We start from the raw sequence: 23,384 nt of genomic DNA, 5'->3' as shown, positions 1-23,384 counted from the left end.
ATGGCAGAAACGACAATCCCCGCCGCAGACAAGCTGAAACAGCGTCTGATCCGCTTGATTACCAATGGCGGACCGATCAGCGTGGCAGACTATATGGCTTTCTGCCTCGCCGATCATGACGGCGGTTATTACATGACCCGTGAGCCGTTCGGGGCGAAAGGTGACTTCATCACTGCGCCGGAAGTTAGCCAGATGTTTGGTGAACTGATCGGCATTTGGGTCGTCAGCCATTGGGAAGCTCTGGGCAAACCGGAAAACTGCACCATTTGCGAGATTGGCGGCGGTCGCGGCACTTTGATGAGCGACCTGCTGCGCGCGGCTGGCAAACTGGCACCGGGCATGCTGCGCACCACCCATATTGCAATGGTGGAAACCAGCGACCGGCTGACAGGCGTGCAAAAGAAAAAGCTTGAGGGTGCCGCCCCTCACATGGCTTGGTATAAAAGCTTCGGGGAAATCCCGCAAAACACGCTGATCCTCGTCGCCAATGAATTGTTCGATGCGCTGCCGGATCATCAATATGTTAAACATGAAGGCCGCTTTGTTGAGCGTATGGTTGCAACCCGCAATGAGGCAGCACCGGAACTCTGCTTTACCACCGGTACCGGCGGCATTGACCCCACACTTCTGCCTCAAGGCCATGAAACAGCACCAGAAGGTACAATTTTCGAGGCCTCACCGGCTCGTTCTGCACTGATGCAGCAAATCAGCGAACATATCCGCAAGCACAAAGGTGCGGCTTTGCTGATTGACTATGGCTCTCATGAAGCCGGTTTCGGCGACACCTTGCAGGCACTCTATCAGCACGCCTATCAGGATGTGTTCATCGCTCCCGGTCAGGCCGATATTACTACACATGTGGATTTTGCCGCTCTCGCGCAAATTGCTTCCGGCCTCGGCTGCACGATAAAAGCTGAAGAACAGGGCGGCTTCCTGTTGAGAATGGGTCTGCTCAGCCGTGCAGGTCAGCTTGGCGCCGGTAAATCTGCCAGCGTGCAGGAACAAATCCGTGATGATGTGGAGCGGCTGGCTGCGCCAAACCAGATGGGCAGCCTGTTTAAAGTCTTAAGCGTCACTTATCCCGACCTGAAAACAATCTGATATTTCATTTTCCAGAGAGACTATCATGACCAATATGCCTGATCCGATCCGCTCTCCTTTGCTCGAAACCAATGACCGCATCGCGCATGGGTTTTTCACCCGTCTCGGCGGCGTATCTTCCGGCATTTATGACAGCCTCAATGTCGGTGCAGGTTCTAAAGATGATCCTGATGCTGTGGCGGAAAACCGCCGCCGCGTAGCCGCCTATTTCGATCTTCAGCCGGAAGACCTGCAAACCCTCTATCAGGTGCATTCACCAACCGTTCTGACTATCACCGAGGCCCTGCCTTCGCCACGGCCGCAGGCCGATGCGATGGTGACCAATGTGCCGGGACTGATTCTGGGTGCATTGAGTGCTGATTGTGGTCCTGTGCTGTTTTGTGAGCCGGAAGCGGGCATTATCGGCTCCGCTCATGCGGGCTGGCGTGGTGCGCTTGCCGGTGTTCTGGAAAACACCGTGGAAGCTATGGTCAATCTGGGCGCGGAACGGTCAAAAATCCGCGCAGTTCTAGGGCCCTGCATCGGTCAGGACAATTATGAAGTGGGGGCTGAATTCGTTGCGGAATTCACTGCCCGCGATCAAAGTTATGAACAATATTTCCGCCCTTCAAGCGATCCGGCGCGTAAAATGTTTGATCTTTGGAGCTTTATCGTTGATCGTCTGTCAGCCTGCGGTATCCAGACAGCGTCTCTTGATCTCTGTACCTATGCCGATGAAACGCGGTTTTTCTCTTATCGCCGCACTACCCATCGCAAGGAACCGGATTACGGACGCCAGATCGCCGCGATTGCCATCCGGAAGTAAACGCTTCCGGTTCTGAAAACATAGATGATCTTGCTGAGCTGCTCACAGAGTGGCAAGCGGCACAGTCGTTTGTTCAATGCGGAGATAATTATGGCACTTCATTTTGCACCGGAAGAATTTGCGGCACGCCGTGACCGGCTGATGCTCTGCATGGCTGAGAACAAGCTTGATGCATTGCTGCTGTTCTCTCAGGAAAGCATGTATTGGCTGACCGGCTATGACACTTTCGGCTTCTGTTTTTTCCAGTGTCTGGTTGTCAAACAGGACGGCAGCATGGTGCTGATGACACGCTCCGCCGACCTGCGTCAGGCGCGCCACACCTCTACGATTGAACATATCGTGCAATGGACAGATCGCGAGAACGCCAATCCTGCGGTTGATCTGCGCAATCTGCTCAATGATATGGACTTGCTCGGCGCCCGCATCGGTGTTGAATACCAGACCCACGGACTGACCGCAGCCAATGGCCGTAAACTGGATGAGCAGCTGAACAGCTTTGCCAAGGTGATTGATGCTTCCGGCATGGTTGATCGCCTGCGTCTGCTGAAAAGTCCTGTGGAAGCCGATTATGCCCGCAAAGCTGCAGCCTTGAGTGATGCCATTTATGATGCCGCGCTGGAGCAGGTACGCAGCAATGCCAATGAGGCGAATATTCTTGCCGCGATGATGGAAGCAAACTTCCTCGGCGACGGCGATTTTCCGGCCAATGAATATATTATCGGCTCCGGCCCTGATGCCCTGCTCTGCCGCTACAAATCCGGCCGCAGGCAAATGTATAAAAACGATCAGCTCACGCTGGAATGGTCCGGTGTCTACCGCCATTACCATGCGCCGATGATGCGTACAGTGCTGACCGGCAAAGCCACCAAGCGCCATGAGGAACTGTATGAGGCAGCACATGAAGCCCTGATGGCTGTTGAAGCCGCCCTGACCCCGGCTTCAACATTCGGTGATGTTTTTGAAGCCCATGCCAAAGCACTGGAAGCCCATTCCCTGACGCGGCACCGCCTCAATGCCTGCGGCTATTCTGTTGGTGCGCGCTTCACACCGTCATGGATGGATCCGCAGATGTTCTATGCGGGCAATACCGAGCGTATTGAGCCGGATATGACGCTGTTTGCCCATATGATTATTATGGATTCTGAAACCAATACGGCCATGACCTTAGGCCAGACCTATCTGACCACCAACGGCCCTGCCGAAAGCCTGTCGAAGAGCAGTCTTGATCTGGTGATTATTTAACGGGAACTGAAGCCGATGCCGGTTACTTTATCTGCCTCTGTTGATGCTTCTTTAAAACGGAAAGCAACACCGCTGTTGCTTTTTAAGTCTTCCGCAACAGTACCGTTGCTGGCATCAGCCCTTCTGCTGGCTGGTTGCTCCACGCAGACGACCAGTGAGAAAAGCGCGGCACTTGCCCCGCTGACCTCTGATTTTGGTCAGCCCGCACAGGCTGCTCAGGCGCCTTTGAATATGGCCAAGGTGCGTAATTACAAACTCTATATTGCACCGATCATCGGCGCACCGCTGGAGATTGTGACACCGCTCTCATTGCGTTTTGACACAATCATAAAAACACAATCCATCACTCTCGCCTCGAATATGGAAACCGAAGCCGATTATATTCTCAAAGGCTATCTGTCTAACCTCACCGAGAATAATCAGACTTCTGTGCTTTATGTCTGGGATGTCATGGATAAGCAGGGCAATCGCGTACATCGCCTGCAAGGTCAGGAGAAAGTCTCCGGCAAAAACGGCTGGTCTTCCGTTCCTGCGACTGTGATGGGTAAAATTGCAGATGACACACTGGCGGACTATTTCCGCTGGGTCTCGGCCAACGCTCCGTAAACAGAGCAAGTCCCCGTTAAATATCAGGTGAGACTCAGTTTCACCTGATCCTGCCGGTCATGTTAAGCCTGTTCTCAGAAACTTCACACAAACGTGTCTTTTTGGCCTATAGAGAGCATGAAAATGCAGCTTTTGTGAAATATCGGGGCATTAATGCTGCCCTGCGGCTTTTGTACCCTTGCAATACTGGCCAAGCTTTGTAAAAGGCCGCTCATCCAGCCAGTGTTGTATGAAGAAATGATGCATAGCTGCTGAAGTGAAATCTTATGAGACGAACGGGTTGCAGACCCTGAACTCTCACAATCAAACCCGGATACAGGGAATCCGCGCATGACCGGTGCAAAATGCATTAAAGGGCCATGCGCTAGGCAAACCAGCGCCAGAGGCAAAAAAGCATGAAACTTTTCGCGGGCAACTCCAATCGTGTCCTAGCAGAATCCGTCGCAAAACATCTGAATATTCCGCTCGGCAAAGCCGTTGTAAAGCGTTTTGCCGATCAGGAAATCTTCGTAGAAATTCAGGAAAATGTGCGCGGTGAGGACGTTTTCGTTCTGCAGTCCACCTCTTATCCTACCAATGATCACCTGATGGAACTGCTGATCATGATCGATGCATTCCGCCGCTCTTCAGCGCGCCGCATCACCGCAGTGCTCCCTTATTACGGCTATGCCCGTCAGGATCGTAAACCTGGCCCGCGCACACCGATTTCCGCCAAGCTGGTTGCCAATCTTATCACCGAAGCCGGTGCAAACCGCGTTCTGACCCTTGATCTTCATGCCGGTCAGATTCAGGGCTTCTTCGATATCCCGACAGACAATCTCTATGCCGTTCCGGTTATCGCCCGCGATGTTAAAGCCAATTACGATACATCCAATGTAATGGTGGTTTCGCCGGACGTTGGCGGTGTGGTACGTGCCCGCTCGCTGGCCAAGCGTATTGATGCGCAGCTGGCAATCGTTGACAAGCGCCGCGATCGTCCGGGTGAATCGGAAGTGATGAACGTGATCGGTGATGTAACCGGCAAAGACTGCCTGCTGTTCGACGATATAGTTGATTCCGGCGGCACACTCTGCAATGCGGCCGAAGCTCTGCTGGCCAAAGGTGCAACCAGCGTTACCGCCTATATCACCCATGGTGTTCTCTCCGGTGGCGCGATTGCCCGTATCACCAATTCCAAGCTGAAAGAACTGGTTATCACCGATTCCATTCAGCCAACCGCTGCAATCGATCAGGCGCATAATATCCGCGTATTGTCGATTTCCGGCCTGATCGGCGAAGCGATTGCCCGCACCGCCGCTGAAGAATCCGTATCCAGCCTGTTCGACTAACAACTGTCAGTCATATGAATTGAAAAAGCCGGATCAGTGATCCGGCTTTTTTGTTTTCTTCTTCATAAAGACAGTGCATTCTCCTCATCAAACGGAGGAGAATGCATCATGTCAGATCCTATACTCTATACAAATCCGATGTCGCGCGGACGTATTGCCCGCTGGATGCTGGAAGAAACCGGCACTGCCTACACAACGCAGCTCGTCCCTTTCGGCCCGGTTATGAAAGACGCGGAATACCGGTCGATCAATCCGATGGGCAAAGTACCGGCACTTCAGCATAACGATCACATCATCACCGAAACGGCTGCAATCATCGCCTATCTCGCCGATGTGTTTCCGGATGCTAAGCTCGCACCAACCGCAGACGAGCGGGCAAAATATTATCGCTGGCTGTTTTTCGGCGCAGGGCCTGTAGAAGCGGCTGTCAGCAACCATGCCAGCGGCTTTAATCCGACAGAAGAACAGGGACGGTTTATCGGATACGGCTCCTATGAAACCGTTATGGATGTGCTGGATCAGGCGCTGTCAGAAACACCCTACATCACCGGCGACCGCTTTACCGCAGCCGATGTCTATGTTGGTGCGCAAGTAAATTTCGGATTGGGGTTCAATACAATTGAAAAACGCCCGAGCTTTATCGCTTACAGCCAGAGACTTCTGGAACGCCCTGCCCTGCAACGGGCAACAGCGCTCGATGATGCCGACATGGCGAAAATGAAAGCCTGATTATTCTGCAGTCTCAGCGCCGTCTGCGCTTTCATCCGGCCCGTTCGGATCACCGGCTGCGGTTTCACAGCCCATATCGGGAAATGCAACAATACGCATGCCCTTGAAGTCATTTCGCACAACCAGCAGACCGCGCTCTTCAAAATAAGTCAGCAGACGACGGGCGCGGCTGGTGGAGTGACTGCCATAGGCACGCGCCAATGTGGCATCAGACGGACATGGCGCACCTTTGACCGCAGCCTGCGCCACAATCAGGAACACGCCCTGCACATCATCGGTCAGGCTTTCTGACAATTGCAGTGCAGTCTGCCACTTCTCATCATCAATCAGCTCGTCCCCGCCGCTGGCCTGCGCCACAGCAAGACGACGACGGAATGCCGGTAACGCCAGTGGTTCCCCCGGCACACGATGAATACGGCAGCGCACCAGAAAATCCTGATACAGCACCGCAACAGTACGATAGGCGGCTTCCGGATCTTCAATGATCTCGGTCATCACCTTATCCAGCAGCTCTTCACGCTCGGCTTCCACCAAGCCCGGAAACAGCGGCTCATCCGGCACTTCCGCTTCCGGCTTGGCTTTCACAACCTGCTCCAGAATTTCAGCAATCGGGCGCGGCGGCGGAGGCGGTGGTGGCGGACGACGCACAATCATCTTCGCTTCTTGCGCACTCGGCGTAAAAATCAGATCAGCAGCATCAACCGGAGAATCCGGCAAGGGCATCAGTTTCGGGCTGGATGAACGCGCAGATGTTTCCACCTTGCCGATTTTCACAGGCAGAGGACGGCGCGACAAAGCAGGTCCCAGTGCCACAAAATGGCCGCGCTGCAAATCACGGAACTGCTCGGCCTGACGGCGATCCATACCAAGCAGATCGGCCGCACGCGCCATATCAATATCAAGAAAGGTACGCCCCATCAGAAAATTGGAGGCTTCAGCCGCAACGTTTTTGGCAAGCTTTGCCAGACGCTGCGTGGCAATCACACCGGCCAGTCCGCGCTTACGTCCGCGACACATCAGATTGGTCATCGCGCTCAGCGAGATTTTACGCGCTTCATCGGAGACTTCACCACCGACAGAAGGTGCAAAAAGCTGCGCTTCATCGACAACCACCAGCATCGGATACCAGTAATCACGGTCAGCATCGAACATACCGTTGAGGAATGCCGCGGCGGCTTTCATCTGCTGGTCAATATCTAACCCTTCAAGATTAACCACCACCGACACACGATGCTGACGAATACGCTGGGCAATACGCGTCAGTTCAGCCTCGGTGCGTGCAGCATCAACCACCACATGGCCATAGACATCGGCCAATGTGACAAAATCGCCTTCAGGATCAATGATACACTGCTGCACCCACGGCGCGCTCTGCTCTAACAAGCGGCGCAGCAGATAGGATTTACCGGAACCGGAATTACCCTGCACCAGCAGACGCGTGGCCAGCAGCTCTTCGAGATCGAGCATAGCCGCGGTGCCGTTCGTTGTGGCTCCCATGTCGATGCCGACCTTCATATGACCTCCTGAAATACACGTGAAAAAACACCCTGATGAACGGGTGTGATAAAATAAGATTCGGGATATGGAACTTGTCTATCAGCTATGTATCATAACACCAAGTCACGAAGCTTGCGCATTTAGCACGGCTGCGTCTGAATACACAGCGACAGGCACTATAAGGGGCAAAAATGCCAGTCTTGTGCACAAAAACTTGCACTCACGAGTTTTATCGCTTATGAGAGCGCATCCGCGTAGACACCCTTGGAGGCAACGCGGAATGATATGTCCGTATCATCGCTGTTTTTGCTGCGTATTTCGCGGATATATCATGTTTCGGAATTTCACCTGATTTTGCGGAACACTCCAAATTACTTGATAAGGAAAAGCCATGAGCGAAGTTAAAACTCTCAAGGCCGTAAAACGCGAACGGGCTGGTAAGGGGTCCTCCCGTGCACTTCGCAACGACGGTCAGATTCCAGCAGTCATCTATGGTGACAAGCAGCCTGCTCTTTCGGTCGCTATCGACTATAAAACAGTTTATTACCTGATTTATGGCGGCGGCTTCAAATCTACCGTTTTCAACATCGAAGTTGACGGTCAGACCATCAAAGCTCAGCCTAAAGACTACCAGATGGATCGCGTTAAAGACACGCCTCTGCACGTAGACTTCATCCGCGTAGCATAAATTTCAAGCCTTCAGGCTTCTGATTTATCAAACATCTCCGGTGCAAACCGGAGATGTTTTTGTTTGTGATAGTGCAACAGCCTGATAAAACGCTTGCCATATCGAACTCTCGGAGACGACCATGCTGCTGATAACCGGCCTCGGCAATCCCGGCGCGCAATATGCGCGGAACCGTCATAATATCGGTTTTATGGCCGTGGATGAAATTCATTCCCGCCATCGCTTTTCGCCATGGTCGAAAAAGTTTCAGGGCCTGATTTCCGAAGGGATGATTGATGGTGAAAAGGTACTGCTGCTCAAGCCGCAGACTTTTATGAACCTCTCCGGTCAGTCTGTCGGCGAAGCAATGCGTTTCTACAAACTGGCAATCAGTGACCTTGTTGTGATCTATGACGAACTTGATCTGCCGCCTGCCAAATTGCGTGTCAAAGCCGGTGGCAGCGCCAATGGCCATAATGGCATCAAATCCATTGACCAGCATATGCACGGGTTACTGAACTCCAAGGAATATCGCCGTATGCGCCTTGGTATTGGTCATCCGGGCTCAAAAGATCTGGTGCATCATTATGTGCTGGGTGATTTTGCCAAAGCCGATAATGAATGGCTGGATCTGCTCTTTACCGGCATCGCCGACAATCTGTCCTATCTCGTCAAAAAAGACGATAACGGCTTTATGAATAAGTTGTCACTGGTCATGGGCGGCAAGCAGGATGCCAAAGCGGAAGCGCCGGTAAAAGCTGCACCCAAAGCCCAGAGCCATATCCGTCAGGCACGGCAGAATAATACGATTGCCCCCAAAGTTCCGACAACCGGCCCTATGGCCGATATGCTGGCCAAACTCTTTGGCAAAAAGGGCGACTAAACACAAAACGCGCTGCAAGCTGCAAATTTCAGCGGCTTTTTCCCGCAATTTACACCACTGCCCTTGACCTGTGCTTGCCCCATAGCGCATAGGCAATGGCAATATTCATTACGTTTCATGCTGAAGGATAAGGGCTGAACCGCACCATCGCCGGTTACTCTTAAAATTCGCACCAGACCGGATAAGGTTCTACCATGGGTTTCAAATGCGGTATCGTTGGCCTGCCAAATGTCGGCAAGTCCACCCTCTTCAACGCACTGACCAAAACGGCTGCGGCACAGGCTGCAAACTATCCTTTCTGCACCATTGAGCCGAATACCGGTGAAGTTGCAGTGCCGGACAGCCGCATGCGCCAGATCGCCGATATTGCCGGCTCAAAAGAACTGATCCCGACCCGTATCAACTTTGTTGATATTGCCGGTCTGGTACGCGGGGCTTCCAAAGGCGAAGGTCTGGGCAACCAGTTTCTGGCCAATATCCGTGAAGTCGACGCCATTGTTCATGTGCTGCGCTGCTTTGAAGACGATGACATCACCCATGTCGAAGGCCGTATTGATCCGGTATCCGATGCGCAGACTGTTGAAACAGAATTGATGCTCTCCGATCTCGAAAGCCTTGAGCGCCGTATCGTGCAGATCCGCAAGCGCGCAACCGGCAAAGACAAAGAAGCAACAACGGTTCTGCCGATGATGGAAGAATCCCTGAAGCTGCTTCAGAATGGTGAGCCTGTTCGTATGCTGCTGAAAGGCATTGCACCGGATGATCTGCTGATCCTCAAGGGTCTGAACCTGCTGACTTCCAAACCTGTGCTTTATGTCTGCAATGTCGCCGAAGGTGATGCAGCAAACGGCAACGAACACACTGAAGCTGTTGCCAAAATGGCAAAAGAACAGGGTGCGGAAACTGTTATCATTTCCGCAGCGATTGAAGCGGAAGTTTCGCAGCTGCCTGATGAAGATGCACAGCTGTTCCTTGGTGAAATGGGTCTGGAAGAGCCAGGTCTCGATCGCCTGATCCGTGCGGGCTACACCCTGCTTGATCTGATCACCTATTTCACAGCAGGACCAAAAGAAACCCGCGCATGGACTGTTCATCGCGGTGCTAAAGCTCCGCAGGCAGCCGGTGTGATCCATACGGATTTTGAACGCGGCTTCATCCGCGCACAGACTATCGCGTTTAATGACTACGTTACCTTTAAGGGTGAAGTCGGTGCTAAAGAAGCCGGTAAAGCCCGCGATGAAGGCAAAGAATATGTGGTTCAGGACGGCGATGTGATGCTGTTCAAATTCAACACCTGATTTTATTTATTGTCGAATTTAAAGCCCTGCTCTGCAGGGCTTTTTTGTATCTGTGCAATTTAACAAAACATCATTTGACGTTTACGTAAAAGATCATAGGATACAACACCGAAAACAAAGCAGCCACATATCACTATTGCACGGCAGCTTGTCATATAAACGGAGGAGAGCGCCGTTGAGCCAGCCCCATTTCACCTATAATGATTTTATCGTCGGCGACAGCCTGCAACTCGGCTCCAGACTGGTGACTGCGGAAGAAGTCATTGCCTTTGCCAGCGAGTTTGACCCGCAGCCTTTTCATATGAGCGAAGAAGCAGGCAAGGCGTCTATTCTCGGCGGGCTTTCCGCTTCCGGCTGGCATACCTGTGCCATGCTGATGCGTATGATGGCTGACCGCTTTATCAGCAATTCAGACAGTCAGGGGGCACCCGGTGTGGAATATGTCAAATGGCTGAAACCTGTACTGGCCGGAGACACAATCAGCGCAACCACAACAGTGCTGGAAAAGCGTATCTCCCGTTCACAACCTGCACTCGGCATCATCCGGCTGAACCACAAGATCACCAACCAGAATGACATCCCGGTTTGCGAAGCGCAGGGTTCAATTTTCATGCGCGTGAATATTCAGGAGGTGTGATGATGGAAAAGACCAGCAAGCTGTCCATTCTTGAAGAGAATATCGGCAAAACAGTTACCATCGGCTCTTATGAATTTACCGAGGCGAAAATTATCCGCTTTGCTGAAAAATATGATCCGCAGGTCTTTCATACTGATCCGGTTGCAGCCAAAGAGAGCTTTTTCGGTGCACTCTGTGCCTCAGGCTGGCACACGACTGCGGTCTGGATGCGCCTGAATGTGCAGTCCATGATTGGTATAGTTAAAACCTGCATGGAGCGTGGAGAAACGCCGCCGGTTTTCGGCCCCTCACCCGGTTTTGAAAATCTGCGCTGGGAGCATCCGGTCTTTGCAGGCGATGTGATCGCCTATACCGCACAGATCACCGGTATTCGCCCGCTGGCGACGAAGCCGGGTTGGTCTATGCTCAGCCATCACTCCACAGGCACCAATCAGCATGGCGAGCGCGTGATGCAATTTGACGGTGCCGCTCTGGTAAAGCTGCCCTGACCGCAAGCACATTAGAAATATAAAAAGCCTGCCTGATTGCTCAGGCAGGCTTTTTATTAGAGCGCCGTGTGCCAGTCTTGGCAAACAAAACTCGCTCTAACACTTAAAAATGAGAGCATAGTTTTTACCTTAAACTGATCCAAGTTAAAGAAATTATGCTCTAATCTCACAGGTAAGCAGACTTAATCGCCTTCAAATTCCAGCAAGGTGCGAACCTGCACACCAAGCTCTTCCAGCTTTTTGCGTCCGCCCAGATCAGGCAGATCGATAATGAAACAGGCTGCAACAATTTCAGCTTTCATCTGGCGCAGCAGATTGACTGCCGCAACAGCCGTACCGCCGGTTGCAATCAGATCGTCAACGAGAATGACTCGTTCGCCCGGATGAATTGCATCACTGTGCATTTCCATTTCATCCAGACCATATTCCAGACTATAGGCAATGCGCACAGTCTCAAAAGGCAGTTTGCCTTTTTTACGGATCGGCACGAAACCGGCCGACAACTGGTGCGCCATTGCGCCACCGAGAATAAAGCCACGGGCTTCTACGCCGGCAATCTTGTCAGCTTTGCCACCGGCAAAAGGAAATACCAGTTCATCAATCGCACGACGAAACGCTTGGGGATTCCCCATCAGAGTTGTTACATCACGAAACATCACACCCGGATGCGGATAGTCCGGAATTGTACGCAAAGAAGCCTTCAGAAATTCTTGGGTCTCGTTATTCATGGCAAATCCTTGCTTATCATTCTCTGGCCGTAATCAGCGACTGGCGGTTATCCGGCAGATAATAGCTCTATAGCGTTACATTTTCCTCTGCCTCTGCGTAAACGCAGCGATACAGAGCCAACTTTCAAAACGTCACATAAAAAAGGACGCCTTAAGCGCCCTTTTTCTTATTTAAAGGATCACACGATCAGTGTGAAGCCAATTAGTGCTTAATACTCGCAAAAACACGACGTTTCGTTGCGTAAACAATTGCCCCCAGCAACAGCAGGAACACAATAACGCGGAAACCGGTCTTCTTACGCGCTTCCATATGCGGCTCTGCAGCCCACATCAGGAAGGCAGAAATATCGCGCGAATATTGCTCAACCGTTTCCGGCGAACCGTCATCATAAGTCACCTGACCGTCGCTGAGCGGCTTGGCCATAGCAAGTGACTTACCGGCAATAAAGGCAGGATTATAATGCGTGCCTTCCGGAATTTGCATACCCGCAGGCGGTGTCTCATCATAGCTGGTCAGCAGGGCGTGAATATAATCAGGACCCGCTTCCGCATATTGTGTGAAAATATCAAACACAAATGTCGGGAAGCCACGTTCAACACCACGCGCCTTGGCGATCAGCGAGAAATCCGGCGGAACTGCATTATTATTGGCAGCCGCCGCAGCTTCCGCATTCGCGAAAGGTGACGGGAAATAATCGCCCGGACGCGCTGCACGGGTGAACATTTCACCATCAGCATTCGGACCATCCTGCACTTCATATTCCGCAGCGAAAGCTTTGATCTGGTCATCATTATAACCAAGATCGCTCAGTGTGCGGAACGATACCAGTTTCATCGAGTGACAGGCGGAGCAGACTTCCTTGTAGATTTTCAGGCCGCGCTGCAACTGTGCCTTGTCATAGGTGCCGAAAGGCCCTGCGAATGACCAGCTTTCCTGTGTCGGATGCTTGATCGGGTAATGTGCCGGTTCTGCTTCACTGCCCGCAGTCTCAGCCTGTACAGCGCCCAGTGTGAGCGCTGTGGCCAGACCGAAAGCAGCAAGACCGGTAAAGAACATTTTCATAACTGTACTCTTCCTATCTGGTGCTGCAATCAGGCTTTAGCATCTGTTTTTGCAACTTCATCATCCGAGCCGAGAACCGCTTCAGTGATGGAGTTTGGTATACGCTTCGGCTTTTCAACCAAACCGAGTACCGGCAGAATGATGATAAAGAATGCGAAATAATACAGCGTACCGATCTGTGCCATCAGGGTATAGACACCCTCAGCAGGACGGGAACCGAGCCAGCCGAGGAAAATCGCATTGGCGACAAATACCCAGAAGAACATCTTGAACCAAGGACGGTAAACCGCCGAACGTACCTTCGATGTATCAAGCCATGGCAGCACAAACAGGATAGCAATCGAACCAAACATCACCAGAACGCCGCCAAGTTTGGAGTCGATCGGGCCGACATTGAAGGTGATCGCACGCAGCATCGCATAGAACGGCAGGAAGTACCATTCGGGAACGATATGCGCAGGGGTTACCATCGCATTTGCTTCAATATAGTTATCCGGATGGCCGAGATAGTTCGGCATATAGAAGATGAAATAGGCGAAGAAGATGAAGAACACGACCGCACCGAATGCGTCTTTGATCGTCGCATAAGGTGTGAATGGCAGTGTATCTGTCTTCGTTTTCACTTCAATACCGGTCGGGTTTGTCTGACCGGTCACATGCAGTGCCCATACGTGCAGCACAACAACACCGGCAATCATGAACGGCAGAAGATAGTGCAGCGAGAAGAAGCGGTTCAGTGTCGGATTATCCACGGCAAAACCGCCAAGCAGCAGCTGCTGGATCGGTTCACCGATAATCGGAAACGCCGTGAAGAAGCCGGTGATAACGGTCGCACCCCAGAAGGACATCTGTCCCCATGGCAGCACATAGCCCATGAATGCGGTTGCCATCATCAGCAGGAAAATTACCACGCCGAGGATCCACAGCAGTTCGCGCGGAGCCTTATAGGAACCGTAATACATACCGCGGGCGATATGCAGATAAACCGCAATAAAGAAGAAGGATGCACCATTGGAGTGCATATAACGCAGCAGCCAGCCGGAATTGACATCACGCATGATCTTTTCAACCGAGCCGAATGCCAGCTGGGTAGATGCTGCATAATGCATAGCCAGCACAATACCGGTCAACAGCTGAGCTATCAGCATGAAGGCCAGAATGCCGCCGAATGTATACATATAATTCAGGTTACGCGGAACCGGATAAGCAATAAACGAGTCATAGACGAGGCGCGGTAGAGGCAGCCTTGCGTCAACCCATTTTTCGATACCGGTCTTTGGCGTATATGAAGAGTGTCCGCCGCTCATAAAATTTCTCCTCAGACCACTCAACCGACTTTAATGACGGTATCGGAAATGAATGCAAATTCCGGAATGTGCATGTTTTCCGGTGCCGGACCGCTGCGGATACGGCCAGCCGTATCATAAGTCGAGCCGTGGCACGGGCAGAACCATCCGCCGAATTCACCGGATTCACCAAGCGGCACGCACCCCAGATGGGTACAAACGCCGATCATGACAATCCAGTTTTCTTTGCCTTCACCGGCAGTGCGTTCCAGATCCGAAGCCGGTGCGTCTGCTGCCAGATTGGCATTACGCGCCAGAGGGTCCTTCAATGCAGACATCGGTGTGTTCTTGGCATCTTCGATTTCTTTAGCCGTACGGTTACGGATAAATACCGGCTTACCGCGCCATTTTACTGTCAGCGATCCGCCTTCCGCGAGGGACGAAACGTCCACTTCAATGGATGCCGCCGCAAGGGTTGAAGCATCCGGCCGCATCTGGTCGATAAATGGCCATGCCAAGCCGGCAGCACCGACTACGCCGGCCATTCCCGTCGCTATGTACAGAAAATCACGCCGTGTCGGCTCAGCTGTGTCGTGTGCGCTCACGTACCACTTCCTTTTTGACTTGCATGTTGAACTGTCCTCTGTTGTCCGCGAGCACATTCGTCCGTAATTATGTGACGTTTTGTGCTGAGAGCTGTAAGACCTGAAAACAGATACAAACCGGACATAACTCCCCCACCTTGTTCAAGGTTTAGGCATGATAAAAAAGCTTGTCCAGTCATCTGAGGCACTTACGGCACCATGTCGCAGGCATGGAAACCGGCAAAGTGAAGGCCGCACTATGGTCAAAAAACGGCTTTATTCACCCGTATCAATCGCAAAACACCTGTGACTATTTCATGCAAAATCAAACGGGGAAGAACAGGCAAACGGCAATTCCGCACTTGTTATAAAATCACCCGCGAACATCTATCAAAACAGAACTGCTCTCTGCCTGAACCGGTCAGGAAATCCTGTTTACTTATATGCAATATAAAATAAGAAGCGGCAGGCTGCAGATGCAACAACCGCATAAAAAGTTATAAAACCGTCATAAAACGCTGCATTTCCGTCATCAACCGACATAAGAACTCTGTTTTGACCAATCACGCGCAAAGTTCACGCGGGGAGAATTCTCCCCGCAGTTCAGATTTCCTCATCAGTCTCACCAAGAAAGTCACCGGACTGACGCGCCCATAAACCGGCATAAATACCACCTGAAGCAATCAGCTCTTCATGCGTACCGCTTTCAGCAATCCGGCCATGATCCAGCACAACGAGGCGGTCAAGCTGTGCAATTGTCGACAGGCGATGTGCAATGGCGATCACAGTTTTACCTGTCATCAGCCTCGTCAGATTTTCCTGAATAGCTGCCTCCACCTCTGAATCGAGAGCCGATGTGGCTTCATCAAGAATAAGAATCGGCGCTTTTTTCAAAACGGCACGCGCAATACTGATTCTCTGCCGCTGACCGCCCGATAATTTAACTCCTCGCTCACCGACATAAGCATCATAGGCTTTACGGCCTTTGTAATCTTCCAATGCGCCGATAAATTCCTCAGCCTCGGCCTGACTGGCCGCAAAGCGCAGCTCTTCCTCAGAGGCATCAGCTTTAGCCAGCATAATATTGTCACGCAAAGAGCGATGCAGCAGCGCCGTCTCCTGACTGACCACCGCAAAAGCAGAACGCAGCGAAGTTTGCGTCACATCGCGCACATCCTGCCCGTCAATGCACACAGAGCCGGTATCAACATCGTAGAGCCGCAGCATCAGATTAATCAGCGTGGTTTTACCCGCACCGGAATGACCGATCAGTCCGATACGTTCGCCGCCGCGAATGGCAAGACTGATATCGCTCAGCACACCTGCCTTCTCCCTGTTTTCATTCTCAGAGCCATAACGGAAAGTCACATGAGCGATATCAATAGCACCGGAGGTCACCTTCAGTGGCTTGGCATCGCGTTTGTCTTCCATACCGAGCGGTGCAGAGATCAGCCGCATGGAGTTTTCAATAACGCCATAAGAGCGCAGCATACCGTTCATCTGCATCATCAAACGGCCAAGCAGCATATTCAGGCGCAGCACCAAACCGAGCGTAAAAGCCACCTCACCCACTGTCGCCTGTCCTTTGGTCCACAGGTCAATGGAAAATGCTGCTACCAATACAATCATCAGGCTGGAAAGCGCGGTCATAGAAACACGCATTCCTGTCAGCGTGCGCATAAAAGGCAGCATGGTCTTGATATAGCTGGCAAAACCTGATCGCAGATAGGCCTGATCCATATCCGGCGTATTCAGCTTGATGGTCTGAATATTGGTGTAGCTGTCGACAATGCGGCCATTGATAAGCGAACCGGCCTCAGCACTGGCCTCGGCCTGTTTACGCATAGTCGGCAGATAAAGCCGGGCGATCCACGCAAACAGCACCATCCACACCACCACCAGCGCGGCGAGACGCCAATCAAGCTGACCAAACAGCAACAGCGTCGTAACGCTGTAAATGATCATAAACCAGACCACCTGAATGAAGCTGGTAATCAGATCACCCGCCGCCTGCCCTGCCTGCCAGACTTTGGTGGCAATACGGCCTGAAAAATCATTCTGGAAAAAAGCATAGGACTGACGCAGCACATAGGAGTTCGCCTGCCAGCGGATCAGATTGTAAAATCCGGGCGTGATTGTCTGGTCATCAAGCAATGAGCTGAGCGCGGTCATCAGCACCCGCACGACCAGCACGATAAAACCCATCATCAAGAGTTCGGCACCGGCAGCAACATATAGCCCGTGCCAGCTACGCTCCATTGCGCTCTGGTCAAGAATATCCACAATGCGTCCGGTGAAATAGAACAGGCCGGCTTCCAGAAGCGGCAGAATACCACCGGCAATCAGAGCCAGCAGCAAAGGCCAGCGCGCCTGATAAATATAATGCCAGAGAAATCGTAATGTAGTTTGCGGCGGGCGTTTACCGTCAAAATCCTGTAACGGATCAATCCAGCTTTCAAACCAGCGGTAAATCATATTCATCGGAAAGCCTTTCCGCAGCACCCCGCAGCCAAACATGATGAAGTTATCAATGGAAAGGCGCATGTAAAACAATATCAGCAGGCATACTGCAAATGATCTTAAATTATAAAGTAAAAAAGAGTTCTGTCCGTTATGCAAACAGGACAAAATATTTTAAATAAGGGAAAATGACAGCCGCTTCGGCGAAGCGGCTGTCATTCTTATTCGTCTGCGCAATAATTACTGCGCAGGCTCAGACTGTGCTACTTTTTCTTCTTCATCGAAGCCAAGGAAACCACCGGACTGACGTGCCCACAGCGAGGCATAAATACCGCCCTGTGCAATCAGTTCGTCATGAGTACCATCTTCAATGATACGCCCCTCATCCATAACGATCAGACGATCAAGTGCAGCAATGGTCGACAGACGATGTGCAATTGCAATCACGGTCTTACCTTCCATCAGTCTGTACAGACTGTCCTGAATCGCCGCTTCCACTTCGGAATCGAGCGCAGATGTCGCTTCATCCAGAATAAGGATCGGAGCATCTTTCAGGATCACACGGGCAATTGCCACACGTTGACGCTGACCACCGGACAGTTTCACACCACGTTCACCAACATGCGCATCAAAGCCCTGACGGCCTTTGAGATCTGTCAGATGCGGCAGGAACTGATCGGCCTGCGCCTGTGCAACAGCTTCCAGCATCATTTCATCGGTTGCATCCGGACGGCCATAGCCGACATTGTCACGAACCGAGCGATGAAGCAGTGACGTATCCTGTGTCACCATACCGATATTGGCACGCAGACTGTCCTGTGTGACCTTGGCAATATCCTGACCGTCGATCAGAATTTTACCCTGCTCAAGGTCATAGAAACGCAGCAACAAATTGACCAGCGTCGACTTTCCTGCACCGGAACGGCCAACGAGACCGATCTTTTCACCCGGACGAATATTCAACGACAGATCATTGATGATGCCTTTGCCTTTGCCATAGTGGAAACCGATCCGGTCAAATGTAATCTCACCGGAACGCACATGCAGTGGTTTTGCACCTTCGTGATCAACCACTTTACGCGGCTGCGCGATGGAGCGCATACCATCCTGCACTGTACCGATATTCTCGAACAGGGCAGACATTTCCCACATGATCCACTGGGACATACCGTTCAGACGCAGACACAGGGCAATACCGATCGCCACCGCACCAACCGATGCAACATTGTCGATCCATAGTTTGATACCCAGACTACCTACCGAAAACAGCAGCACCGAGTTCATAAAATACAATGAACCGAAAAACTGCGTTACCATACGCATCTGACGATTCACTGTACCCTGAAACTGCTCCAGACTGTCACGGACATAGCTTTCCTCGCGATGGGTATGCGAGAATAGTTTGACCGTAGCAATATTGGTGTAGCTGTCGACAATACGGCCCGTCATTTCTGAACGGGCATCCGCCTGTGCTTCGGAGATCACACGCAGACGCGGAATGAAATAGCGAAGCAGGCCGATATAGGCCAGCAACCAGACAACAAACGGGATCATCAGACGCCAGTCAGCTGTGGCTGCAATAAACAATGTACCGGTGAAGTAAACCGCTACATAGACCATCACATCCGCAAGTTTGATCACCGTTTCACGCACAGCCAATGCGGTTTGCATCAGCTTGGTGGAGATACGTCCGGCAAATTCATCCTGAAAGAATGTCATAGACTGACGGATCAGATAACGGTGCATCAGCCAGCGCACCCGCATCGGGAAATTCCCGATCAGGGTCTGGTGTGAAACCAAAGATTGCAGCAAGACAACCAAGGGCAGGATCACCAGAATAACGCCGCCGATCAGAGCCAGCTTCAAGCCTTCCTGCTGCAGGAAGGTCTCACGACTATGCTCACCCAGCCAGTCCACGACATTGCCGAGGAATGCAAACAGCGACACTTCAAAGATTGCGATCAGCGCTGTCAGCAGCGCCATCACAATAATCCAGCCCCACGCGCCGCGGCTGTAATACATACAGAATTTGAACAAGCCCTTCGGCGGTTGTTCAAGCGGAACATCCGGATAGGCGTTCAGCTTCTTTTCGAACCAACGAAACATTTTCGACCTCAAATACGGGCTATCCCGTGCGAAAACCAATTCCCCCGCATCATTTTCATAAAACGAAGAAGGCAAGGGTCAGTTTTGATTCATTTGGGTTCTGCCATTCACTTCAGCAACTGAATATGAGGCAGAATTTCAGCATTTTTAAAGCATCAGGAAATCAACGGATACATAACCCGAAACACTCAGATGCGGTTTGAGGATTAAATGCGTGAGTACACTTAACCGGAAGATAGATGGAAGAATCGTATTTGACCTGCAGATCCGACGGCACAACTCATCATCGGTTTCAGGCTATCAGGTGGTTTGCTACAGCAATCTGATATATACGCTCATTTTAACAGTCCCGTTCAGCGCAACGCCCGCAAAAACAATTCGGGAGAAGATACCACAGCTTCGATTGGTGCGGTACCCGCCATGAAAGTTACCGGAGCGGGGTTAATCACGCCGGATACAGATGCGGCTGCAACTGGGCAAAGATTCAAAGAAATCTTAATGTTCATCACAGCCTCCTTCATGGTCAATCTGGTAAAATGGATGCCCCGTATAGCACTATGTTATTTTATCAGCTAGTCACGGATGGTTCTTTTCTTTTCACTTTACCGAGAACACATTAAACTGTGGCAGATTGCACACAATTCTTATTGTTTGAAATTATATGCTATAGGCCGCTTATCTGATGTCACCCGAAACAGAAGCAGCCTGATGACAATACATATCGCCCTCTTCCAGCCCGACATTCCCGGCAATACCGGAACCATCCTGCGCATGGCAGCCTGTCTCGGACTGGCCGTGCATGTGATTGAGCCTGCCGGTTTTGACCTCTCCGACCGCGGGCTGAAACGTGCCGGTATGGATTATCTGGAACAGGCAGCCCTGACCCGTCATCTCGACTGGGAGCATTTCAACAAATGGCGTCTGTCGGAAAACCGCAGGCTGGTATTGCTCTCCACCAAAGCCGCGCAACCCTATACGGATTTCAGCTACCGGCCGGATGACATTTTGCTGTTTGGCCGTGAATCTGCCGGCGTGCCGGATTACGTGCATGAGACCTGTGAAGAGCGGATTATCATCCCGATGGTCGAAGGCGCACGCTCACTCAACCTCGCTCTATCGGTGGCGATGGCTGCCGGAGAATTTATCCGACAAGGTAAAAGCTAGAGGCTATTCGACAGGGTAAAATCTAAATCCGATGCCAAAAAATTATTAAATACCAGATAGTTAAAAATAGAAACGGAATCATGTTCTGATCCCTTTGAATCAGAACATGAGCAAACAACGGTAACTTGCTTAGTCGGAGCTTGGCAGTCGTCGGATGGTGAATTCAATCACATCATTAGGACGCACATACCAGCTTTCAATTTCTGTCCAGTAAGCGGCTTTCGGATAGGTTTCAAACCATTCCCGTGCCTTAACCCGCGCTATACTGCGTGGCAGTGAAAATGTTTCGCGGATATAGCCGTCGCTGATATTCGGCTTCACGCCGGATGCTGCTTTGCGCATCTGCCTGCGCAAACCTTCCAATGGCGGTTTCGGCGGAATGGATGTCATAAGCGATCTCCTTTACAGCGCCCTGACGGGCTCAAAAGACAAAGCAGAATAAGCATCACGCTCAACACTCAAATATGTTTACACACACTACAAGCAGAAGCTGCACAGCGATTTACAACTCTACGGAGCATGTCTCCCAAAAGTGGAAACCGGTGTTGGGATCAAGACATGCGTCAAAACAAACTGTTAGAGCCAGCATCATGAATTCCACTAAATGCGACACGCTCTTGTGCAATTTACAGCAGAATCTCATCCGAAACGAGTCATTTCCGCGCCTGTTATCGCTGTAAAGTATGAATGAAATCTGTCATTTTCCGAAAAGCAGAAAGCTTTCATAAACATAATCCGGTTTATGAAGACTATATAACCTGTTGACAGCTGCTGATATGCTGGCGCTGCGGACTGAATCCGCGGCCTCCAAAACATAATAAGGAACCAAGCATGCAACGTCCGGATCTTCCAGCTCATCTTCCAGATAATCTTGAAGACAAAAAACAACTGGCACAAAACTGGTTCGAAGAATTACGTGACCGTATCTGCTCCCTGTTTGAAACGCTTGAGGACGAAGTCGCAGGCCCGCTCAGCGACCGTGAAGCCGGACGTTTTGTCCGCACCCCTTGGGAGAAGGACGAAGGTCGTGGCGGCGGCGGTGTCATGTCGATGATGCATGGCCGTGTTTTTGAAAAAGTCGGCGTTCATGTCTCTACGGTTTATGGTGAGTTTTCACCGGAGTTCCGCGCACAAATTCCTGGTGCCGATGAGGACCCGCGCTATTGGGCAAGCGGCATCTCGCTGATTGCACATCCGCAAAATCCGAATGTTCCGGCAGTGCATATGAATACCCGTATGGTTGTCACAACCCGCCAGTGGTTCGGCGGTGGAGCTGATCTGACGCCGGTGCTGGATCGTCGCCGCACACAGAAAGATGCCGACAGTCAGGCCTTCCATAAAGCACTGAATTTCGTCTGCAACAAACATGCAGGCATTGCCGATTACAACCGTATGAAACAATGGTGCGATGAATATTTTTATCTGCCGCACCGTCAGGAATCACGAGGTATCGGCGGCATTTTCTATGACTGGCTGCATACAGCTGACGAACAGGGCGGCTGGGATGCAGACTTTGCATTCACCCGCGATGTCGGCCGCTGCTTTGCCGTCGTCTATCCGCATATTGTGCGCCAGAATTTCAACCAGCCATGGACAGAGGCTGACCGTGAAGAACAGCTGATCCGCCGTGGCCGCTACGTGGAATTCAATCTGCTGCATGACCGTGGCACGATCTTTGGACTCAAGACCGGCGGTAATATCGCCTCGATCCTGTCTTCCATGCCGCCAGTGGTGAAATGGCCTTAATATAGATACTAAAACGGGGGCATCAGCCCCCGTTTTTTATTCGAGCGCCATGTACCAGACTTGGCACACGGCGCTCTAACGCTTTAAAATTGAAAGATAGCCTTTCCTTAAACTGATCCGGGTTTAAGGAGTTATGTTCCCGTCAAAATTTTTCAGGAATTGCCCGCGGATCAGCATACCCGGGCTCGTCTTTACGGGTTTATCAAAAACCTTCATATTGGCAAAAACCAGCTGACGGCCATCCTTTTCCGCCCAACCGACAAACCAGCCTAAGCGCTGTTCCCCTGCAAAATCGCCTTTTGCATCACGAAGCCGCGCAGCACCGGTTTTGCCGGTAACTTTCCAACCTTTCTCAGACATAAGAACCGTCATGGCAGCTTTGGTTTTCTGCTGCGCCTGTTTAGAAACAGGCAGTGTCTCATGCACAAGCTTGTTCAGAAACTGTACCTGTTCGTCGGGTGAAATTTCCAGTGAAGAACCAATCCATGAACCTGTCAGCCCGTCCTGTTTTCCGGCTCTGCCAGAAACATCCTTATTCCCGTAATCAAGTGCTGCAACAGCTTCCGAAAACTGCTTCTGTCCCAACTGTTTGGTAATCTCACGGGAATACCAGACAACTGATTTCTCCAGCCATCGTGCCGGATCAACGGCAATCCGGTCACGTTCCGGCGCTTCCATTTCAGGCTTCCACTGCCAGACCGGCTCATGTTCGGATTGCAGGATATTTTTATCAAAACCAATAACAGCAAGCGGCACTTTAAACGTCGATGCAGGAGTAAAGCGTTTGTCGCAAACACCTTTACGGGAAAGGATTTTCTGCGTTGCGGCATCCATGACCACAGCACATTCAGCCACAATCCCCTTCTCTCCGGCGTGAGCCTGAAAACTCGTGCCGCTTGTCAGCGCGAAAGCCAGCAATGCCGCTGATCGCAATTTTTTATCCATGATACGCAACTCCGGAATTCT

The 23,384-nt window shown here is 51.5% G+C and carries 22 protein-coding genes and 1 pseudogene; 13 read left to right on the top strand and 10 right to left on the bottom strand.

Annotated features, from left to right (window positions below):
* From HBA93_RS10610 to HBA93_RS10585, 6 genes are all read left to right on the top strand, one after another.
* Complete coding sequence (locus tag HBA93_RS10610) at positions 1-1,101, top strand: class I SAM-dependent methyltransferase (protein ID WP_221723255.1); 1,101 nt, start codon at positions 1-3, stop codon at positions 1,099-1,101.
* 25 nt (positions 1,102-1,126) lie between these two features.
* A complete protein-coding gene (gene pgeF / locus HBA93_RS10605) occupies positions 1,127-1,906 on the top strand; it encodes a peptidoglycan editing factor PgeF (protein WP_221723254.1) in 780 nt (259 codons plus the stop codon).
* 90 nt (positions 1,907-1,996) lie between these two features.
* Positions 1,997-3,148 (top strand): M24 family metallopeptidase, encoded by a 1,152-nt coding sequence (locus HBA93_RS10600; RefSeq protein ID WP_121991517.1) that lies wholly within the window; start codon positions 1,997-1,999, stop codon positions 3,146-3,148.
* Positions 3,149-3,163: 15 nt separating this feature from the next.
* Positions 3,164-3,754 carry a hypothetical protein gene (locus tag HBA93_RS10595; protein WP_221723253.1) on the top strand — a complete coding sequence of 197 codons (591 nt, stop codon included), beginning with the start codon at positions 3,164-3,166 and terminating at the stop codon, positions 3,752-3,754.
* A gap of 395 nt (positions 3,755-4,149) precedes the next feature.
* Complete coding sequence (locus HBA93_RS10590; RefSeq protein ID WP_075656032.1) at positions 4,150-5,082, top strand: ribose-phosphate pyrophosphokinase; 933 nt, start codon at positions 4,150-4,152, stop codon at positions 5,080-5,082.
* A 108-nt stretch (positions 5,083-5,190) separates the two neighbouring features.
* Complete coding sequence (locus HBA93_RS10585) at positions 5,191-5,811, top strand: glutathione S-transferase family protein (protein ID WP_121991519.1); 621 nt, start codon at positions 5,191-5,193, stop codon at positions 5,809-5,811.
* Here HBA93_RS10585 and HBA93_RS10580 read toward each other — a convergent pair whose 3' ends face one another.
* Entirely contained in the window at positions 5,812-7,326 is a 1,515-nt protein-coding gene (locus tag HBA93_RS10580; protein WP_221723252.1) for an ATP-binding protein, read from the bottom strand.
* A gap of 373 nt (positions 7,327-7,699) precedes the next feature.
* On the opposite strand from HBA93_RS10580, the pseudogene rplY reads away from it, so the two are divergent.
* The 5 genes and pseudogenes from rplY to HBA93_RS10555 all read left to right on the top strand — a co-directional run.
* Positions 7,700-7,993: pseudogene (gene rplY, locus HBA93_RS10575) on the top strand (50S ribosomal protein L25); the annotation flags it as partial.
* A gap of 124 nt (positions 7,994-8,117) precedes the next feature.
* The gene (pth, locus tag HBA93_RS10570) at positions 8,118-8,858 is read left to right on the top strand and encodes an aminoacyl-tRNA hydrolase (RefSeq protein ID WP_221723251.1); all 741 of its coding nucleotides are present in this window, start codon (positions 8,118-8,120) and stop codon (positions 8,856-8,858) included.
* A gap of 194 nt (positions 8,859-9,052) precedes the next feature.
* The gene (gene ychF / locus HBA93_RS10565) at positions 9,053-10,156 is read left to right on the top strand and encodes a redox-regulated ATPase YchF (RefSeq protein WP_121991522.1); all 1,104 of its coding nucleotides are present in this window, start codon (positions 9,053-9,055) and stop codon (positions 10,154-10,156) included.
* A 175-nt stretch (positions 10,157-10,331) separates the two neighbouring features.
* Positions 10,332-10,793: a MaoC family dehydratase gene (locus tag HBA93_RS10560; RefSeq protein ID WP_221723250.1), complete on the top strand. Its 462-nt coding sequence runs from the start codon at positions 10,332-10,334 to the stop codon at positions 10,791-10,793.
* Positions 10,794-10,813: 20 nt separating this feature from the next.
* The gene (locus HBA93_RS10555) at positions 10,814-11,281 is read left to right on the top strand and encodes a MaoC family dehydratase (protein ID WP_221723337.1); all 468 of its coding nucleotides are present in this window, start codon (positions 10,814-10,816) and stop codon (positions 11,279-11,281) included.
* Positions 11,282-11,463: 182 nt separating this feature from the next.
* Here the strand turns inward: HBA93_RS10555 and HBA93_RS10550 are convergent, their stop codons facing one another.
* The 7 genes from HBA93_RS10550 to HBA93_RS10520 all read right to left on the bottom strand — a co-directional run bounded on the left by HBA93_RS10550 (position 11,464) and on the right by HBA93_RS10520 (position 20,014).
* Entirely contained in the window at positions 11,464-12,009 is a 546-nt protein-coding gene (locus HBA93_RS10550) for an adenine phosphoribosyltransferase (protein ID WP_121991523.1), read from the bottom strand.
* Between the two features lie 202 nt (positions 12,010-12,211).
* A complete protein-coding gene (locus HBA93_RS10545; protein ID WP_221723249.1) occupies positions 12,212-13,072 on the bottom strand; it encodes a cytochrome c1 in 861 nt (286 codons plus the stop codon).
* A 29-nt stretch (positions 13,073-13,101) separates the two neighbouring features.
* Positions 13,102-14,379: a cytochrome b gene (locus HBA93_RS10540; protein WP_221723248.1), complete on the bottom strand. Its 1,278-nt coding sequence runs from the start codon at positions 14,377-14,379 to the stop codon at positions 13,102-13,104.
* A 20-nt stretch (positions 14,380-14,399) separates the two neighbouring features.
* Positions 14,400-14,963, bottom strand: coding sequence for a ubiquinol-cytochrome c reductase iron-sulfur subunit (petA, locus tag HBA93_RS10535; RefSeq protein WP_121991526.1), 564 nt, complete (start codon positions 14,961-14,963; stop codon positions 14,400-14,402).
* Between the two features lie 582 nt (positions 14,964-15,545).
* Positions 15,546-17,423 (bottom strand): ABC transporter ATP-binding protein, encoded by a 1,878-nt coding sequence (locus HBA93_RS10530; RefSeq protein ID WP_221723247.1) that lies wholly within the window; start codon positions 17,421-17,423, stop codon positions 15,546-15,548.
* Between the two features lie 219 nt (positions 17,424-17,642).
* Complete coding sequence (locus tag HBA93_RS10525; protein WP_221723246.1) at positions 17,643-19,508, bottom strand: ABC transporter ATP-binding protein; 1,866 nt, start codon at positions 19,506-19,508, stop codon at positions 17,643-17,645.
* A gap of 353 nt (positions 19,509-19,861) precedes the next feature.
* Complete coding sequence (locus HBA93_RS10520) at positions 19,862-20,014, bottom strand: hypothetical protein (RefSeq protein WP_162994423.1); 153 nt, start codon at positions 20,012-20,014, stop codon at positions 19,862-19,864.
* Between the two features lie 202 nt (positions 20,015-20,216).
* Here HBA93_RS10520 and HBA93_RS10515 point away from each other — a divergent pair, with 202 nt between their 5' ends.
* Entirely contained in the window at positions 20,217-20,672 is a 456-nt protein-coding gene (locus tag HBA93_RS10515) for a tRNA (cytidine(34)-2'-O)-methyltransferase (RefSeq protein WP_502910081.1), read from the top strand.
* Positions 20,673-20,801: 129 nt separating this feature from the next.
* Here the strand turns inward: HBA93_RS10515 and HBA93_RS10510 are convergent, their stop codons facing one another.
* A complete protein-coding gene (locus tag HBA93_RS10510; protein ID WP_022710117.1) occupies positions 20,802-21,062 on the bottom strand; it encodes a hypothetical protein in 261 nt (86 codons plus the stop codon).
* A gap of 441 nt (positions 21,063-21,503) precedes the next feature.
* Here HBA93_RS10510 and hemF point away from each other — a divergent pair, with 441 nt between their 5' ends.
* Complete coding sequence (gene hemF / locus HBA93_RS10505; RefSeq protein ID WP_221723245.1) at positions 21,504-22,418, top strand: oxygen-dependent coproporphyrinogen oxidase; 915 nt, start codon at positions 21,504-21,506, stop codon at positions 22,416-22,418.
* Between the two features lie 123 nt (positions 22,419-22,541).
* On the opposite strand, the gene blaOXA is transcribed toward hemF, so the two are convergent.
* Complete coding sequence (gene blaOXA, locus HBA93_RS10500; RefSeq protein ID WP_221723244.1) at positions 22,542-23,363, bottom strand: class D beta-lactamase; 822 nt, start codon at positions 23,361-23,363, stop codon at positions 22,542-22,544.
* Positions 23,364-23,384: the final 21 nt, after the last annotated feature.

The sequence above is a fragment of the Ochrobactrum sp. SFR4 genome (genome assembly GCF_019730395.1).
In the GTDB taxonomy this organism is placed as follows: domain Bacteria; phylum Pseudomonadota; class Alphaproteobacteria; order Rhizobiales; family Rhizobiaceae; genus Pseudochrobactrum.
This window is presented reverse-complemented; position numbering and strand designations above follow the sequence as displayed.

Coding starts and splice junctions, on each gene's coding strand:
- pth (WP_221723251.1), top strand. CDS start 8,118: ATGCTGCTGATAACCGGCCTCGGCAATCCCGGCGCGCAATATGCGCGG.
- pgeF (WP_221723254.1), top strand. CDS start 1,127: ATGACCAATATGCCTGATCCGATCCGCTCTCCTTTGCTCGAAACCAAT.
- HBA93_RS10595 (WP_221723253.1), top strand. CDS start 3,164: ATGCCGGTTACTTTATCTGCCTCTGTTGATGCTTCTTTAAAACGGAAA.
- HBA93_RS10550 (WP_121991523.1), bottom strand. CDS start 12,009: ATGAATAACGAGACCCAAGAATTTCTGAAGGCTTCTTTGCGTACAATT.
- HBA93_RS10540 (WP_221723248.1), bottom strand. CDS start 14,379: ATGAGCGGCGGACACTCTTCATATACGCCAAAGACCGGTATCGAAAAA.
- HBA93_RS10520 (WP_162994423.1), bottom strand. CDS start 20,014: ATGAACATTAAGATTTCTTTGAATCTTTGCCCAGTTGCAGCCGCATCT.
- HBA93_RS10610 (WP_221723255.1), top strand. CDS start 1: ATGGCAGAAACGACAATCCCCGCCGCAGACAAGCTGAAACAGCGTCTG.
- HBA93_RS10515 (WP_502910081.1), top strand. CDS start 20,217: ATGACAATACATATCGCCCTCTTCCAGCCCGACATTCCCGGCAATACC.
- HBA93_RS10600 (WP_121991517.1), top strand. CDS start 1,997: ATGGCACTTCATTTTGCACCGGAAGAATTTGCGGCACGCCGTGACCGG.
- HBA93_RS10590 (WP_075656032.1), top strand. CDS start 4,150: ATGAAACTTTTCGCGGGCAACTCCAATCGTGTCCTAGCAGAATCCGTC.
- HBA93_RS10510 (WP_022710117.1), bottom strand. CDS start 21,062: ATGACATCCATTCCGCCGAAACCGCCATTGGAAGGTTTGCGCAGGCAG.
- HBA93_RS10580 (WP_221723252.1), bottom strand. CDS start 7,326: ATGAAGGTCGGCATCGACATGGGAGCCACAACGAACGGCACCGCGGCT.
- blaOXA (WP_221723244.1), bottom strand. CDS start 23,363: ATGGATAAAAAATTGCGATCAGCGGCATTGCTGGCTTTCGCGCTGACA.
- HBA93_RS10545 (WP_221723249.1), bottom strand. CDS start 13,072: ATGAAAATGTTCTTTACCGGTCTTGCTGCTTTCGGTCTGGCCACAGCG.
- hemF (WP_221723245.1), top strand. CDS start 21,504: ATGCAACGTCCGGATCTTCCAGCTCATCTTCCAGATAATCTTGAAGAC.
- HBA93_RS10585 (WP_121991519.1), top strand. CDS start 5,191: ATGTCAGATCCTATACTCTATACAAATCCGATGTCGCGCGGACGTATT.
- HBA93_RS10525 (WP_221723246.1), bottom strand. CDS start 19,508: ATGTTTCGTTGGTTCGAAAAGAAGCTGAACGCCTATCCGGATGTTCCG.
- ychF (WP_121991522.1), top strand. CDS start 9,053: ATGGGTTTCAAATGCGGTATCGTTGGCCTGCCAAATGTCGGCAAGTCC.
- HBA93_RS10530 (WP_221723247.1), bottom strand. CDS start 17,423: ATGAATATGATTTACCGCTGGTTTGAAAGCTGGATTGATCCGTTACAG.